Origin of the sequence: Haloglomus halophilum (genome assembly GCF_024298885.1) — an archaeon.
Classification (GTDB): Archaea; Halobacteriota; Halobacteria; order Halobacteriales; family Haloarculaceae; genus Haloglomus; species Haloglomus halophilum.
Window position 1 is genome coordinate 1,142,599 of record NZ_CP101166.1, and the last position, 14,813, is coordinate 1,157,411.

The window sequence follows — 14,813 nt, forward strand, 5'->3', positions numbered from 1 at the left end:
CGTCCCAGGGAGAGCCGGTCAGCAATGGACCCAGTAACCACGGCCACCTCACTCCTCACCGCGACGACGCTGGTCTTCGCCGGATCCTCGTTCCTCATCGGGGAATTGGAGGAGCGTGTAGAGCAGTCCATCGAGGAAAGCGACGACCACAGCGAAGCCATCTACTTGGCGACGGCCGCGGGGTTCGGGTTCACGATACTGACTGCACTGTTCTGTGTGGCCGCCATTGTCGGGAATTTCTCATTCGGATTCGACCTCCTCCCAGTGGACCGCAACGGACTGGTGAAGCTCGCGTCCTATTCCCTCCTGGGTGCCATCACGGCGCCCTCCTGTGCGGCGGTAATCGCCAGTTGGACGCTGTTCAACGTACACCGGTAGCGACAGGCGAAGCCGTTTACCCGACGGCCTCCCTCGACGGCCCCATGACCGAGTTCGACCCCGAGAAGTTCGAGGCCAAGTACGTCCACTACTTCGAGGAACTGGAGTCGGCGTACACGGCCGCCTATCAGGAGCTACACGGGGAGGTCGACTCCGGCATCCTGCGCCCTATCGACCGCCGGGTCCTCTCCGGGAGCGAGCCGTTCTACGAGGGCGACGGCGAGTTCCGCGTCGAACTCCCCGACGACCCGTACGAGCGGGCGGGGCAACCGGGCGACCGGGAGCAGTTCGAGGCCGTGCTCGACGACCTGGTCGCCGGTATCGAGCGCGAACTGCGCACGGAGTTCGGGTTCACGGACGCGGCGGAGGAGTGACCCCGGCAGGATATAACTCGATTATACCACCAGATTTTAGCCAGCGTGAACCGGACGGTCGGGCATGCAGGCACCCGATTCGAGCCAGCGAGGTGAGCGGTCGTGGTGAGCAGCACGGTCGCGCTGGGCGCGACCGTCGTCACGCTGGCCGTCTTCGCGGCCATCGGCATCCGGTACAGCCGCGGCGACGGGAGCGTCGAGTCGTTCATCAGCGCGCGCGGCAGCGTCGGCGGCTACCGGATGGGCGCGACCGTCCTCGCGTCGAGCATGGGCGCGTGGATACTGTTCTCGCCGGCCGAGGCCGGGGCCGCGTTCGGCGGCATCACGGCCGTCGCGGGCTACGCGCTCGGGAGCGCGCTCGCGCTGCTGGCGTACGTGAAGCTGGGGCCACGCATCCGCGAACTGATTCCGGAGGGCCACTCGCTGACCGAGTACGCCTACGTCCGGTACGGGCCGGTCGCCTACGCGTACGTGCTCGTCGTGAGCGTCGCCTACATGTTCGTCTTCCTCGCGGCCGAGTTCACCGGCATCGCGGGGGCGCTCTCGCTGGTCGCTGGCGTCCCGGCCTGGCAGACCGCCGCGCTCATCGGCGGGTTCGTCCTGCTGTACACGGGCTACGGCGGCCTCCGGGCCAGCATTGTCACCGACACGGTGCAGACGGCGGTCCTGCTCCCGCTCATCGCCGTCGGCTTCGTGGGTGCCGTCTTCGCGCTCGGCGGGCCCGCCGAACTCGTCCGCGAGACGGCCGCCTCGAACCCGGACCTCCTCGACCTCGGCTTCCTCCCCGGGCTCCAGTTCGGCGTCTACGTCGTGGTCGCCGTCGTGGGCGCGGAACTGGTCAACCAGGCGTGGTGGCAGCGGGTCTACGCCGCCGCGGACGACACCTCGCTCCGGCGCGGCTTCGGCCTCGGCGCGGCGCTCGTGATTCCGATGGTGCTGTTCGCGGGGCTGTTCGGCGTCTTCGCCGCCGGGACGGGCGCGCTGGCGGAGGGCGAGGCCTCCATCGCCTTCTTCGTCCTGCTCCAGCAGTCGTTCCCCGACTGGGTCGTGCTGGTCGTCGTGCTGGTCGCCGTGCTGCTGGTGACGAGTTCGGCCGATACGCTGTTCAACGCCATCGCGAGTCTCGTCACGTCGGACCTGCCGCGGCTGCTGGACGACCCCTCGGGCGACCGGCTCACGGCGGCCGCCCGCGGGCTGACCGCGGTCGTCGCGCTCGCTGCGACGGTCATCGGCGCACAGGAGTACAGCGTGCTGGCCATCTTCCTCACGGCGGACCTGCTGGCGGCGGCGACGTTCGGCCCGCTGCTGGCCGGGCTCTACACCCCGCGGCTGTCCGGCGGAGGCTTGCTCGTCTCCAGCGTGGCGGGCCTCCTCGTCGGCCTCCTGTTCTTCCCCACCGCCCGCGGCGTCCTCGCGGGGCTCCCGGGCGCGAGCGCGCTCCCCGAAGCGTCGTTCCTCTACAGCTTCCTCGGGGCGGCCGTCGTCTCGCTGGGACTGGCGGCGCTCGCGACGCAGGTCGCACCCGCGGACTACGACCTCGGCCGACTGTCGACGGAGATCCGGACGCTGGACGGGGGGAGCGGTGAGCGGGAGGAGGCCGCCCCCGCCGACGACTGAGACGCCCACGACCCCCGGACGACGCCCCGACACGGGGGTCCGCGACCGTTCCGAGATGTTTCCCGGGGGTCGGGAATCGTACGTGCATACATCACCTATCGACCCGGAGAGACGTTGTGAGCGACGATTGTGAGAACTGTTCCGGGGCTGCGACCCTCATCTGCACGTACTCGGTCCACAACGGTGGAACGGTCACGGAGCCGCTGTGCGAGGAATGTGCGGGCGTCCTGGCGGGACTGGCGTCGGTCAGCGATATCGAGGCCACGGAGTGCCTCATCGATTGAGAGCCCAGAATAGTAGGTAGACCCGGATTATATTCATTTTGCCTCACATTTAATCAGACTATTCTGGATTTTTGCCAATTATCCGAGCCGGACTGCGTCGTCGGTCGGCACCACATCCACGCGCACCTCATCGCCGATGGCGTGGTCGTGTCCGCGAGCGACCACCTTCGCACCCAGTTCCTCGCGGCCGACGAACAGCGACAGGCCCGTGACCGGCTCGCCGTCGAGCCGGACGGCCACGTCGGCCCAGCGGACATCCCGGTCCCGGGCGATACCGACGCGCTGGCCGAGCAGGGTGACGGGGTCGTCCGGGCCGCCGGCTGCGGGCGCGTTCGATCCGAAACGACCCCCGCCGGTGTAGTGACGGAGCCCCCCATCCAGCGGGCGCCCCTCGTCGCTCGCGAGCGCCGCCCAGCCGTCACCCGGGTGCGCGGGACGGTCCAGCCGGACGTACGTCTCACCGGCCTCGACGACGGTGCCGTGCCCGTTCCACGTGACCGGCTCGATACCGACCTCATCGGCGAGCGCGAGCCGGGGGGAGCCACGCGCACGCAGGAGGTCCGCACCGCGATGCCGGAGTTCGAGGTGGACGTGGTTGGCGACCCACGGCGCGAAGAACCCGGAACGGACGAGCCGTCCGAGCGGCTCCCCCGGCTCGACGCGGTCGCCCGGGGCGACGGCCGGGTCGACGTGGAGGATGCGGGCGACCCACTCCTCGTCGTACTCGTTCCCGTCGAGTGAGAGTCCGGGCGTCGCCTCGCCGTCGACCGCCACCAGCAGGACCGTGTCGGTGGCCTCGGCGTACGCCTGCTCGGGGACGCGGCGCTCCTGGATGTCGAGGACCGTCCCCGCGACCGGCGAGGGCGCCAGGTCGTCGTCACGGTCGGGGTACAGGTCGACCGCACAGCCGCGGTCGTGCGCCGGGTACGGGGAGTTGTACAGCGAGAACCGCGGGTAGCGAGAGAGGATGGCGTCCCCCAGTGTGGGCATGGCCGCCGTTGGGGCGGCGGGCGTTTAGCGGCGTCGGGTCAGGCCTCGTCCGGCGACGCCGACACGTCGAACGCCGCGGGGTCGGCGTCCGCGACCGCGGGGAGCCGCCGGAGCCGCGGGCGCACGAGGACGTACAGCCCCGTGAACCCGAACCCGAACGCGGCCAGCCCCATCGTCGTCGTGGTGCCCAGTAGCTCCCCGACGAGGCCACCGACGAGCGAGCCGAGCGGCAGGGTCGCGCCCGAGGCGGTCCCCTTGATGGAGGAGACGCGCCCGAGGCGGTCGGCCGGGAACACCGTCTGGTTCAGCGTCGCCGTGAGCACGCCGCTGGTGCCCGCAGGCACCCACGCGAGGCCGAACAGGACGACGGTGAGCCACGCCGACGGCGCGTAGGCCGCGGCGAGCCAGCAGCAGGCGCCCAGCGAGTGGCCGACGAGCAGCAGCCGGCCGTACGCGACCCGTTCGAGGTACGGCGCGACGAGGGAGCCGACCAGTCGGCCGACCCCTAATGCACCGAGTAGCAGGCCGTAGACCGCGGGGCCGCCGAGCCCGTCACCGAACGCGGGCAGGACCGCGAGCGTCACGCCGGTCGCCAGGTTGGCCACCGCCGTCAGGAGCACCAGCTCGACGAAGACGGTCCCCCGGAGGGCGTCGACCCCCTCCCGCAGGTCGGCGACGTACGAGCCGAGCATCGACCCGTCGGCCTCCGTCGACTCCGCGTGCTGCCCGGAGGGTCCGTCACCGGCGCCGACGGTCGGGATGGCGATTCCGGCGAACAGCAGGCCGGCGACGGCGAACGTCACCGAATCGAGCAGGAACAGCGTCGTCGCGCCGAAGACGGCGATGAAGGCGCCGCCGAGCGCGTCGAACACCATGTCCAGCCCGAGCGTGACGGTCGCGAGCGCGGAGTTGGCCCGCGAGAGCCGCGTGTCGTCCACGATGCGAGGAACGAGCGTCGCCTGCATCGGCGCCATCGGCAGCGTCGCGAGCGTCAGCACCGGGATGACCGCGAGCAGGAGCGGGACGCTCAACTGCCCGGTCACCGCGGCGACCGGGAGCACGAGCACGACGACCCCCTGCACCACCTGCGACCCCACGAGGACGGGCCGGAGGGGGAGCCGGTCCACGACCGGCCCGGCGAGCGCCTGCAGCAGCCACGGGAGCAACAGCAACGCGCTCGCGACGCCGGTGAGCGCGGTCGAGCCGCTGAGCTCGAAGACGAGCCAGAGGACGGCGACGGAGTAGAGGCTGTCCCCCGCGTTCGTCACGAACTGGCCGGCGAAGAACCGCCGGAAGTCGCGGTTCCGCCACAGCGACGGTGCTTGCCCGTCTGTGCCGGCCGCGTCGGCGGTGTCGACCGGCTCGGCCGTATCAGCGGGCTCGGCCGTGTCGGCCGTGGTCATCGACAACCACCTCCGTCGGTCGGTACCGGTGGGTCGAGCGGCCCGGACGACGGCGGGCGATGCCGCTGTTCGGTCGGCGGTACGTGGTCGGCCGGCGATACGTGTTCAGACGGCGAGTCGTGGTCGGTCGGGGCCTGGCGGTGTGCCAGCGACCCGTCGAAGATCGACATATGCGTGTGTGTTCGATCGACGAACTGCGGCTACAGGACGTAGCGAGGCGAACCCGGGTGCTGCAGCTATCGGGCCCGCCGCGCGGCCGGCGGCGAGAGGGGATCGAACACCGGACGACACGCGAACCGGTGGGTCATAGAACGCTTCACGCGGACGCAGAGCCGCATCCGATATATCTCTGGTGCCGCCGTGTGATGGAGTCACGGACCACGAGCGGGACGGCCCGGGCCGGAGACGTGTCTACACCAGTCCGATCTCGCTCGCGACCTCGCGGTACGTCTCGTAGAAGGCGGCGGGTTCGGCCAGTGCGCCGGCGGCGACGCCGAAGACGTTCACGGTGGCCTCGCCGTCGGGCCCTTCCAGTGCGACCGACCAGTTCAGCCGACCCTGCTGCCACTCGCCGTCGTGGCTCCGAACCAGCGTCTCGCCGAAGTAGCTCCCGAACTGGACGGCCACGCCCGACAGGGCCTCGGGGTCGCTGTCGGCGGCGTCGGCCGCATCTTCGGGCCCGTAGTACGTGTCGACCAGCGAGTCGAGGTGGCGGAGCGATTGGGGCGTGAAGTCGAGCGGGTAGTCGTCCCAGTAGTCGGCGCACTGCTCGGCGGCGACGCGGAACGACTCGGGCGGGTCGGGGGCGGCGTCCGCTGACACGAATCGACGTGCGTGCGCGAGCGCCGAAGCCCTTGCGCTCGCCTACTCGAACAACGACCCCTCGGTGACCGGGATGTCGGTCGGGCCGTCGTCGGGCCCGCCGGTCGCATCGGCCGCGTCGGTCGGCCGGGCCGCGTCGTCGACGACCTCGCCACCGTCCGGGACGATCGTCGGTTTCGCCTGCTGCCTGGCGCTGTCGAGCAGACTGCCGCCGACGTAGCCCAGCGCGGCCCCGAGCCCGGCGTTGAACCCAGTCGCGAAGGGGCCGCCGTGTTTCGAACCGACCTTGGTCCCGAGGTACGCGCCGGTCTGTGCGCCGTAGCGGGCGCCGCGGTCGCTGCGCTTGCACGGGCAGAGCTTCATACCAGACCTTGGGACGGGACGGGTTTCAATCCGTCCCCGAGCAGCGGGCAGAATCAGCCGATGGCGCGGCGACCGCTCGAGCTCAGTGCTCGTCCATCAGCTCGATGTCGGCGACGAGCTGGTCGGGCGCGCGACCCTTCCGGATGCCATCCAGCATCGTGAACGCCTGGTCGGGCGCGAGGAAGTGCCGGCAGACGACCTGCCCCATATCGGTCGGCTCGAGACCGCTGATGAAGTCGTACTCCAGCAGCTTCCCGAGGGCGTGCTTCGTCGGCACCTCGCCGACCATGCGGGCGTTGAGCCGCTTGCACTGGTCGCCGCCCACGACGAGGTTGGCCAGCGTCTCCTCGACGGCGGCACCCTCGTCGTAGGTCGTCACGACCGGCTCCATCTCGCCCTTCAGGAGCTTGAACGCCACCTCGTCTTCGGTCATCTCCATGGAGTTATGGTAGGAGCCGTCCGGCTCGACGAGGAGGTAGACGGTCCCCTTGTCGTGGTAGTCCGGCCGGCCTGCGCGCCCGAGCATCTGCGAGAACTCCTGCACGGAGAGCCACTCGATGCCCATCGCCAGCGAGTCGAAGATGACCTGCGAGGCGGGGAAGTCGACCCCGGCTGCGAGCGCGGCCGTCGTGACGACCGCGGCGAGGTCCTGGTCGCCGAACTGCCGTTCGACCTTCTTGCGGCGCTTGTAATCGAGCCCGGCGTGGTACGGCGCCGAATCGTACTGCAACCGCCGCGAGACCTCGTGGCACCGCCGCCGCGAGTTGGTGAAGATGATGGTCTGTCCGCGATACCCCTTGCTCGATTTCGTGTCGAACGCGCGCTTGACCAGCCGGTCCTCGATGTCGACCTTCTCCTGGTCGTCGGCGAAGGTGACGTGGCGCTCGATGGGGACCGGCCGCTCCTCGAACTCGATGAGGGTGGCCTGCAGCGACCTCGCCAGCGATTCGGGGTTGCCGACCGTCGCCGAGAGGTAGACCCACTGCGTGTCCTGGTTCCGCGTCTCCGTGTAGTACTTCAGCCGCGAGATGAGGCCGTCCAGCCGGTGGCCGCGCTCCTCCTCGCCGAGCGTGTGGACCTCGTCGATGACCACGGTCCCGATCTCCCCCAGGTTCCGGCCCGTCCGGAGCGCGTGGTCGATACCCTCGTAGGTGCCGACGATGACATCGGCCCCGGGGTCGAAGCGTTCCCCGTCGTCGTTGACGCGGGAGGCCCCGACCCGGAGGGTCACGTCGACCACGTCGCCGTACTCGTCCTGGAAATCGTCGTACTTCTGGTTCGCCAGCGCCACGAGGGGCACGAGGAACAGCATCTTCCCCTTCCCGTTGAGCGCGCGGTCGATGCCGGCCATCTCGCCGACGAGGGTCTTCCCGGTCGCCGTGGCGCTCACGACGAGCTGGTCCTGTCCCTCGGTGGCGCCGTTGGCGACCGCGAGCGACTGCACCGGGAGCAGCGAGTCGAACCGCCCCTCCAGCTTCGACTGCATCCCGGGATGGAGCCCGAGCGAGTCCACCGGGATGGGGTCGACCTCGTCGACGGTCGCCGATATCTCGTCGAACTTCGTCAGGTCCGGGTCCAGATTGCCCGAGAGGAGGTTCCGGATGCGTTCGAGGTCGCCCACGTCGAGGAGCAGTTCCTCCAGCCGGTCGCGGGCACCCGACCGGAGCCCACGGTACTCGGCCTCGCGCTCTAGCTCCCGCATCGCACAGTCCGGACAGATGTACTCGTTGTCCGTCTCGATCTGCCGCTCGCTCGTGAGCGGGGAGTACCGGCCCGCGCTCGCGCACTTCCGGCAGGTCCGTACCGCCTTGGTCTTGTCGTCGAGTTGATAGCCGGCGAACAGCTCGCGCAGCCGCTCGCGCGCTTCGGGTGCGGTCTGCTCGGAGATGCGGATGCGCGTCGCTCGCCGGGCGATATCGACGAACTGGTCCGGCGAGCGGGGCTCCTCGTCGTCCCCGCGAAGGACTCGGAACCGGCCCGGCCGGGCGCCCGCGCTGGTCTCCTTCAGCTGGAGCCGCCCGCGGAAGACGCGCTCGCCGTCACGGATGGCGGCGACCGTGAAGTCGTCCTCGTCCCGCTGGTGGAGGAAGAGCGTATCCACCGACGCGACCTGCTGTGACACGGCTATCGGTAGGGGAAGGGGGGATTTCAGCGTTCGGAGTCCGCACGGCGTGTGAGCTTCTGACAGTGCGGTTCTGAACGCCGCTACCGACGGAACCCTGTCGAACGCCCCCGGTCGCTTTCAGTCCCACCCGTGTCGGCTGCTCGGCCGGGCGTCGTCGCCTCGAAACGACGGTGTGTGCATCACTCGTCGACGAGGGCGATGCTGTCGTCGCCGGTCGGGACCGCGCAGATGAACGCCCCCTCCGCGTCACCCTCGTTGCGGTACCAGTGAACCGTCCCGGCGGGGATGAGCAGGGAATCGCCCGCGCTGACGACGTGTTCCTCCTCCCCGATACCGACGACGTACTCGCCTTCGAGGACGTACTGCTCGTGTTCGATATCGTTGGTGTGCTTCGGAACCTCGGCACCCGGGTCGAGGACGAACCGGCGGATGGCGAGGTTCGGCGCGCCGTCGTCCTCGCCGACCAGGACGCCCTTGTGCATCCCCTCGGCGGCACTCACGGACTCGTATTCGACCTCGCCGGCGCGTCGGACCAGTGGCCGCGGGCCGGAATCGACGTCACTCATAGGAACCCCTCTACCCGCCATCCGCATTAGCCCTTCCACGCCACAGAATATCCCACTCTAGCCAAGGAAAGAGATGCTTCGAATCAATCGTCCAGGTATTTCTACTACTACCATATATTTACCCCTATTACGACCTTATTTATGGCGGAGATACGTTGCCGAGTGTATGGCAGCGAACAGCGCGGACTCCGAGCGGATGGCGCCCGCTCCCGACGACCAGCCGGTGGCGGACGCCTCGCCGGCCCTGTCCGAGAGTGTGACGGTGACGCTGTGGCTTCGCGGGTCCGCACCGAGCGTGGCGCGGGAGCGCCAGGACCGGATCGAGGCCCGCGTCGCCGCGTTCGCGGAGGCGGGCGTGACGACCGAGGTTCGGGAGTGGCCCGACACCGTGACCGACCCGTCGACGGACCGCCAGCGGGCCGCGGTCGAGGCGTTCGACCGCTACCGGGCCGTCGCGGGGATGCAGGGCGTTCGACTGGATCCGTTCTTCGAGTGCCGGACGAACCCGGACGGGAGCCGGACCATCCGCTTCCCGGTCGCGTGTCTCGCGCTCGAACGCGACGACGACCTCACCGGCCTCTACCCCTGCTACGTCGACGGCGGCCACGCCGCCATCGAGGACGGACTGTCGGCCATCGAGGACGGGGGCGCGGAGAACCTCCGCTGAGGGCCGCCCGGGCCGCGCTGACCCATCGCTCCGATAATCTTGCCGGGCACGACGGACTGAAACCCAGCAACTGGGAGCCGTCGAACCACTACTTGATGGGGGACCGCCTTCTCTCGACCATGACCGCGAGTCCACTGACCGCAGGGCTGGCGCCCGAGGCCGAGTCCGAGACCCCGCCGCTCCCGGAGGGCGTGACGGTGACCCTCTGGGTCCGCGCGACCACGCCGGAGGCGGACGAGGAGGCAGACGAACAGCAGACACGCCTCCGCGAACGCGTGACGGCCCTCGCCGAGGCGGGCGTCGAGACGACCGTCCACGAGTGCCCCGACCATGTCACCGACCCCGGGACCATGGTCGAGACGGCCGCGCTACAGGCGTTCGACCACTACCGGGCCGTCGCGGGCCGCCTCGGAGTGCGGCTCGACCCGTTCTTCCGCTGCTGGACGAACCCCGACGGGAGCCGCACCGTCGTGTACCCGCCGGCCTGCCTCGCCATCGAACGGGAGGGGACCCTGACGGGGCTCTACCCCTGCGAGATCGACGGCGAGCGGTTCACCGTCGAGGACGCGCTCGACGCCATCGAGACGGGCGAGGTCGAGAACCTCCGCTGAGGGCCGGCAGGGCGGGCAACGGCCGTGGACCTGCGGAGCGATTCCCCCGGCCGCCGTTCGGAAACCCATTTACCGACGCTCGCCGCAACGGACGGTATGTACCTGGCATTCCGCGAGTCCGTCCGCGACGCCGTCGCGGACGCGCTCGACGCCGCGGGCTACCCGACCGACGACCTCGGGGTGGAGGACCCCCCGGACGGGGTGGACGCGACGCTGGCCTCCAGCGTCGCCTTCCGGCTGGCGAGCGAGGCACAGGCCCCGCCGCCGCAGGTCGCCACCGAACTCGCCGAAACCATCGACGCCGCAGACTACGAGTACGTCGCGGCAGTCCGCGCGCAGGGCCCGTACCTCAACTTCTTCACCGACGACGCCTACCTCGCCGACACCCTGCAGGGCGCCACGGCGCCGGACTGGGGCCACCTCCCCGACCGTGACACATCGGTCGTGGTCGAGCACACCTCCGCCAATCCGACGGGGCCGGTCCACGTCGGCCGCGCGCGCAACCCCATCATCGGCGACGCCGTCGCGAACGTGCTGGACGCGGCCGGCTACGACGTCGACCGGCACTACTACGTCAACGACGCCGGCCGGCAGATGGCCGTCTTCACGTGGGCGTACGAGACGTTCGACGAGGACGACCTCCCGGAACCGGAGCGGCCTCGTGCGGAGTACGAGATGGTCCGCTACTACCGGAAGGGCAACGACTTCCTCGAGAACGCCGACCCCGCCGAAGTCGACGAGGCCGAGGCCGAGATCGAGGCCATCCTGCAGGGCCTCGAGGCGGGTGACGAGGAGGTCTACGAGCGCGTGAGCGAGGTCGTCGACACCGTTCTCGGCGGGATGCAGCAGTGCCTCGCCCGCCTCCCCGCCGAGTTCGACGAGTTCGTCAAGGAGACGCGGTTCATGCGCAACGGCGACACGGACGACGTGGTCGAGCGCCTGCAGGACCTGGACTGTGCGGTCTACGAGGAGGAGGCCTGGCAACTGGACCTCCCGGAGTTCGAGAAGAACCTCGTCTTCCTCCGGTCGGACGGCACCTCGCTGTACACGACGCGTGACCTCGCCCACCACGAGTGGAAGTTCTCTCACTACGACCGCGCCGTCACCGTCCTCGGCGAGGACCACAAGCTCCAGGCCGGCCAGCTCCGCGCCGCGCTCGACCTGCTCGGCAACGACACCGACCAGCTCCGCAACGTCATCTACTCCTACGTCGACCTGCCCGAGGGCGGGATGAGCACGCGCAAGGGGACCGGCGTGGACCTCGACGACCTGCTCGACGAGTCCATCGCGCGGGCCCGCGAGGAGGTCGAGTCCCGGCTGGAGGGCCGGCTGCGCGACGACGACCTCGATGCCGAGGACGTCGAGCGCATCGCCCGGCAGGTCGGCATCGGCGCCGTCCGCTACGACATCGTCAGCAAGCAGCCCACGAAGGGCATCACCTTCGAGTGGGACCGCGCGCTCGACTTCGAGGCCCAGTCCGCGCCGTACGTCCAGTACGTCCACGCGCGCTGCTGTGGCATCCTCGAGGAGGCAGGGCTCACCATCGAGGACACCGCAGTCGGCGACGTGGACGCGAGCGTCCTCGACACGCCCGAAGAGCGCGACCTGCTCCACACCATCGCCCGACTCGAGGGCGTCGTCGACCGCGCGGCCGCCGACCTCGAACCCCACCGCGTCGCCACCTACACCCGCGAGTTCGCGGAGACGTTCAACGCCTTCTACCGGGAGTGCCCGGTGCTGAACGCCGAGGACGAAGCGGTCCGCGAAGCCCGGCTCGCGCTCGTGGCCGCCTCCCGGCACACGGTCGCCAACGCCCTCGCGATGCTGGGGGTCGCGGCGCCGGAATCGATGTAGGCGTGGGAGGGACGGCCGCGCTCAGGCTCCGGGCGGCTGGCGGTCGCCGGCCTCGGTCTCGGGCCGCTCCTCGCGGTCCAGCGGGTCCTCGATGTCACCCGTGACCGATTCGAGCAGGTCCGTCACCGTCACCATCCCGACCACCTCGCCGTCCTCGACGACGAACGCGAGCTCCTGCCCCTCCAGCTGGAACTGGTCGATAGCGTCGCTGACGTCGGTGTCCGGCGAGAGCGTCATCGGGGGAGCCGCCAGTCCCTCGAAGTCGACCTCGCCGGCAGCCAGTTCGTCGCGGTGCCGTGCCAGCACCGGGAAGTAGATGATACCGCGGTAGTCGGTCAGGTCCTCGCCCACCAGCGGGTAGCGGGTATGTGGACGCTCGGCCATCCGGTCGAGGTTCTCCTCGGCGGAGTCGGCCGTCGACAGGGCGATGATCTCCTCGGGCGGAACCATCAGCTCGCGGACGGGCTGCTCGCCGATGCGGAGCGCGTTCAGCACCTCCTCCCGGCGCTCGTCGGCGAGGTCACCCTCCCGGAGGACGCTTCCCAGCCGGTTGCGCAGGTCCGCCCGGGACTCGATGACATCCTCCTCGGTCTCCAGCCAGGCGCCGGTCATCTCCACGCCGAACAGCTTCAGCGTCCCCTTCGCGACGCCGTCGCCGAGCGCGATGATCGGCGAGATGAGCTTGTGGAAGTAGTACAGCGGTGCGGCGCCGTACCGGCAGACGAACCGCGAGCGCTCCACGCCCAGGTAGGTCGGGGTCTGCTCCCCGTGGGTCAGGTGGACGAGGTTGATGATGAGGAAGGCGATGATGGCGCCGGAGCCGATGGCGGCGAGGCGGGTCCCCCTGAACAGCGGCTCGAACAGCGCCGCCAGCGCCGGTTCGGCGACGATACCGACCGCGATGCTGGAGGCCGTGATGCCGACCTGACAGGTCGTCAGGTAGAGCTCCAGGTCGTCGGTCATCTCCCAGGCACGCTGGAGCGACGGCCGGTCGCCGACGAACTCCTCCTCGGTGAACTGCCGGGCACGGGTGAGGGCGAACTCGATGGCCACGAAGAACCCGTTGGCCAGGATGAGCAGCGTCCCGGCGACCAGGCGGAGCGTGATTTCGAGCGGGGTCATCGTCCGGCGTGTGTTCGGCCAGTGGGAAAATCCCGGTGGAACCGTCCGCCTGGGTCTTCCCGGGGTCCAACCGTCGAGCGCGCCGCCGGGGGCCGAGCCGGACGGCCGTCCCGACACGCTTTCGTCCCCGCCCACACGACACCACGCTATGCCCCCCATCCACGACAGTCAGCGGGTGGCCGTGCTCGCGGACTCGCAGAACCTCTACCACACGGCCCACAGCCTCTACTCCCGGAACATCGACTACACCGCGCTCCTCGACGGCGCCAGGCTGGACCGCGAACTCGTGCGCGCCATCGCGTACGTCATCCGTGCAGACTCGCCGGCAGAGGAGGACTTCTTCGACGCCCTTCGGGACATCGGCTTCGAGACGAAGATCAAGGAGATCAAGACCTTCGGCGACGGCTCGAAGAAGGCCGACTGGGACGTGGGCATCGTGCTCGACGCCATCACGCTGGCCGAGCACGTCGACGCCATCGTCCTCGCCTCCGGCGACGGGGACTTCTCCCGGCTCTGCTCGCACGTCCGCCACCAGGGGACCCGCGTCGAGGTGATGAGCTTCGGCGAGTCAACGGCGGACGAACTCATCGAGGCTGCCGACTCGTTCGTCGACATGAGCGAGAACGAGGAGAGATATCTACTATAGTCGATGTTTCAACGCTGTTCCAAACTTTCCTCTATAATTCCGACCGTTCGAGGCGAACTAGACGCTCGCGTCCTCTTCGGACAGCCCCAGCAGCAGCGTCCCGGCGACGACGCCGACCGCGGCGGCAGCCGCCGCAGCCGGCGGAATCGGGCCGTTCTGCAGCCCGTAGCCGACCACGACGACGCTGCTGACCGCCAGCAGGACCACTCCGAGCGCGACCTTCCGCCAGTCCGAGGCCATACCGGGCGGAGGAGTCTCGGGAAAATAAGTCCCGCTTTCGCGACCGGGCGCGCCACCGTAGCCGACGACGTGCGGAGCGAGGTGTCGAAAGGCGTTTGCCCGGCGGCCCCGCCCGTCGGGGTATGAGCGAGGACGCCGACGACCCCGCCCGACGCCCCGGCCACGTCGGCACCGACGGCTCCATCACCGATGAGGAACTGGCCCGGCTCCGGCGGGTCGCTGCCTACCAGTTCGGCGCCGGCGCCGAGGACCTCTTCCGGGGTGGCGAGGGCGTCCAGCGCACGAGTTCGGACCGACCGCGGCAGGTCGCCACCGCCGCGGAGAGCCGGCGGCTCGTCTCCTTCGGCACGGACGGCCGATTCACGCTGGGCGTGGCGGGCGGCCGGCGGCTCCAGGACCTCGACGCGCCCGCGAACCGCGTGGCCGTCAACAGCGAGTCCGTCCCGTTCGTGAGCGACGGGAAGAACGCCTTCGCGAAGTTCGTCGTCGGCGTCGGGCCCGATGTCCGCCCGGGCGACGAGGTGCTGGTCGTCCACGGCGGGCCGACGGTCGGCACAGGGGTCGACCTCGACGCGCCGGACGCGCCCGGCGAGGCCGGCGTCGACGCCGCGGAGCGTCTGCTCGCCGTCGGCCGCGCGGAGCTCCCTGCCGTGGGGATGGCCGACTTCGAGACGGGGATGGCCGTGAAGGTCCGGGAGGGGACGGAGCCGTAACTCGGAACCCATTTACCCGCGACTCCCTCACGCCCGGA

General features: G+C 69.9%; 17 protein-coding genes. 9 read left to right on the forward strand and 8 right to left on the reverse strand.

The window, feature by feature from the left end:
• Positions 1-24: 24 nt before the first annotated feature.
• The 4 genes from NL114_RS05635 to NL114_RS05650 all read left to right on the forward strand — a co-directional run bounded on the left by NL114_RS05635 (position 25) and on the right by NL114_RS05650 (position 2,653).
• Positions 25-378: a hypothetical protein gene (locus tag NL114_RS05635; RefSeq protein ID WP_254823820.1), complete on the forward strand. Its 354-nt coding sequence runs from the start codon at positions 25-27 to the stop codon at positions 376-378.
• A gap of 44 nt (positions 379-422) precedes the next feature.
• A complete protein-coding gene (locus NL114_RS05640; RefSeq protein ID WP_254823821.1) occupies positions 423-752 on the forward strand; it encodes a DUF5783 family protein in 330 nt (109 codons plus the stop codon).
• Positions 753-854: 102 nt separating this feature from the next.
• A complete protein-coding gene (locus tag NL114_RS05645) occupies positions 855-2,369 on the forward strand; it encodes a sodium:solute symporter family transporter (protein WP_350355400.1) in 1,515 nt (504 codons plus the stop codon).
• A 116-nt stretch (positions 2,370-2,485) separates the two neighbouring features.
• Entirely contained in the window at positions 2,486-2,653 is a 168-nt protein-coding gene (locus NL114_RS05650) for a hypothetical protein (protein ID WP_254823823.1), read from the forward strand.
• A gap of 78 nt (positions 2,654-2,731) precedes the next feature.
• Here the strand turns inward: NL114_RS05650 and NL114_RS05655 are convergent, their stop codons facing one another.
• The 6 genes from NL114_RS05655 to NL114_RS05680 form a co-directional block, all read right to left on the reverse strand.
• Complete coding sequence (locus NL114_RS05655; RefSeq protein ID WP_254823824.1) at positions 2,732-3,643, reverse strand: DUF8155 domain-containing protein; 912 nt, start codon at positions 3,641-3,643, stop codon at positions 2,732-2,734.
• A 38-nt stretch (positions 3,644-3,681) separates the two neighbouring features.
• Positions 3,682-5,046, reverse strand: a complete 1,365-nt coding sequence (locus NL114_RS05660) for an MFS transporter (RefSeq protein ID WP_254823825.1) — start codon at positions 5,044-5,046, stop codon at positions 3,682-3,684.
• Between the two features lie 411 nt (positions 5,047-5,457).
• The gene (locus NL114_RS05665) at positions 5,458-5,868 is read right to left on the reverse strand and encodes a hypothetical protein (RefSeq protein ID WP_254823826.1); all 411 of its coding nucleotides are present in this window, start codon (positions 5,866-5,868) and stop codon (positions 5,458-5,460) included.
• A gap of 42 nt (positions 5,869-5,910) precedes the next feature.
• Entirely contained in the window at positions 5,911-6,231 is a 321-nt protein-coding gene (locus NL114_RS05670; RefSeq protein ID WP_254823827.1) for a hypothetical protein, read from the reverse strand.
• Positions 6,232-6,313: 82 nt separating this feature from the next.
• Positions 6,314-8,353 (reverse strand): DEAD/DEAH box helicase, encoded by a 2,040-nt coding sequence (locus tag NL114_RS05675; protein ID WP_254823828.1) that lies wholly within the window; start codon positions 8,351-8,353, stop codon positions 6,314-6,316.
• Positions 8,354-8,535: 182 nt separating this feature from the next.
• Entirely contained in the window at positions 8,536-8,922 is a 387-nt protein-coding gene (locus NL114_RS05680; RefSeq protein WP_254823829.1) for a cupin domain-containing protein, read from the reverse strand.
• Between the two features lie 166 nt (positions 8,923-9,088).
• Between NL114_RS05680 and NL114_RS05685 the strand changes: the two genes are divergently transcribed.
• The 3 genes from NL114_RS05685 to argS all read left to right on the forward strand — a co-directional run bounded on the left by NL114_RS05685 (position 9,089) and on the right by argS (position 12,054).
• Positions 9,089-9,589, forward strand: a complete 501-nt coding sequence (locus NL114_RS05685) for an HTH domain-containing protein (protein WP_254823830.1) — start codon at positions 9,089-9,091, stop codon at positions 9,587-9,589.
• Between the two features lie 119 nt (positions 9,590-9,708).
• On the forward strand, positions 9,709-10,200 hold the full coding sequence (locus NL114_RS05690; RefSeq protein ID WP_254823831.1) for an HTH domain-containing protein: 492 nt from the start codon (positions 9,709-9,711) through the stop codon (positions 10,198-10,200).
• 96 nt (positions 10,201-10,296) lie between these two features.
• Positions 10,297-12,054, forward strand: a complete 1,758-nt coding sequence (gene argS, locus NL114_RS05695) for an arginine--tRNA ligase (protein ID WP_254823832.1) — start codon at positions 10,297-10,299, stop codon at positions 12,052-12,054.
• 21 nt (positions 12,055-12,075) lie between these two features.
• Here the strand turns inward: argS and NL114_RS05700 are convergent, their stop codons facing one another.
• The gene (locus NL114_RS05700) at positions 12,076-13,176 is read right to left on the reverse strand and encodes a hemolysin family protein (protein ID WP_254823833.1); all 1,101 of its coding nucleotides are present in this window, start codon (positions 13,174-13,176) and stop codon (positions 12,076-12,078) included.
• A 148-nt stretch (positions 13,177-13,324) separates the two neighbouring features.
• Here NL114_RS05700 and NL114_RS05705 point away from each other — a divergent pair, with 148 nt between their 5' ends.
• A complete protein-coding gene (locus NL114_RS05705) occupies positions 13,325-13,822 on the forward strand; it encodes a LabA-like NYN domain-containing protein (RefSeq protein ID WP_254823834.1) in 498 nt (165 codons plus the stop codon).
• A gap of 57 nt (positions 13,823-13,879) precedes the next feature.
• Here NL114_RS05705 and NL114_RS05710 read toward each other — a convergent pair whose 3' ends face one another.
• The gene (locus NL114_RS05710; protein ID WP_254823835.1) at positions 13,880-14,062 is read right to left on the reverse strand and encodes a hypothetical protein; all 183 of its coding nucleotides are present in this window, start codon (positions 14,060-14,062) and stop codon (positions 13,880-13,882) included.
• Positions 14,063-14,184: 122 nt separating this feature from the next.
• On the opposite strand from NL114_RS05710, the gene NL114_RS05715 reads away from it, so the two are divergent.
• Complete coding sequence (locus NL114_RS05715) at positions 14,185-14,775, forward strand: PUA domain-containing protein (RefSeq protein ID WP_350355401.1); 591 nt, start codon at positions 14,185-14,187, stop codon at positions 14,773-14,775.
• Positions 14,776-14,813 lie beyond the last annotated feature (38 nt).

Coding starts and splice junctions, on each gene's coding strand:
- NL114_RS05660 (WP_254823825.1), bottom strand. CDS start 5,046: ATGACCACGGCCGACACGGCCGAGCCCGCTGATACGGCCGAGCCGGTC.
- NL114_RS05685 (WP_254823830.1), top strand. CDS start 9,089: ATGGCAGCGAACAGCGCGGACTCCGAGCGGATGGCGCCCGCTCCCGAC.
- NL114_RS05710 (WP_254823835.1), bottom strand. CDS start 14,062: ATGGCCTCGGACTGGCGGAAGGTCGCGCTCGGAGTGGTCCTGCTGGCG.
- NL114_RS05635 (WP_254823820.1), top strand. CDS start 25: ATGGACCCAGTAACCACGGCCACCTCACTCCTCACCGCGACGACGCTG.
- NL114_RS05680 (WP_254823829.1), bottom strand. CDS start 8,922: ATGAGTGACGTCGATTCCGGCCCGCGGCCACTGGTCCGACGCGCCGGC.
- NL114_RS05700 (WP_254823833.1), bottom strand. CDS start 13,176: ATGACCCCGCTCGAAATCACGCTCCGCCTGGTCGCCGGGACGCTGCTC.
- NL114_RS05655 (WP_254823824.1), bottom strand. CDS start 3,643: ATGCCCACACTGGGGGACGCCATCCTCTCTCGCTACCCGCGGTTCTCG.
- NL114_RS05670 (WP_254823827.1), bottom strand. CDS start 6,231: ATGAAGCTCTGCCCGTGCAAGCGCAGCGACCGCGGCGCCCGCTACGGC.
- NL114_RS05640 (WP_254823821.1), top strand. CDS start 423: ATGACCGAGTTCGACCCCGAGAAGTTCGAGGCCAAGTACGTCCACTAC.
- NL114_RS05715 (WP_350355401.1), top strand. CDS start 14,185: ATGAGCGAGGACGCCGACGACCCCGCCCGACGCCCCGGCCACGTCGGC.
- argS (WP_254823832.1), top strand. CDS start 10,297: ATGTACCTGGCATTCCGCGAGTCCGTCCGCGACGCCGTCGCGGACGCG.
- NL114_RS05705 (WP_254823834.1), top strand. CDS start 13,325: ATGCCCCCCATCCACGACAGTCAGCGGGTGGCCGTGCTCGCGGACTCG.
- NL114_RS05690 (WP_254823831.1), top strand. CDS start 9,709: ATGACCGCGAGTCCACTGACCGCAGGGCTGGCGCCCGAGGCCGAGTCC.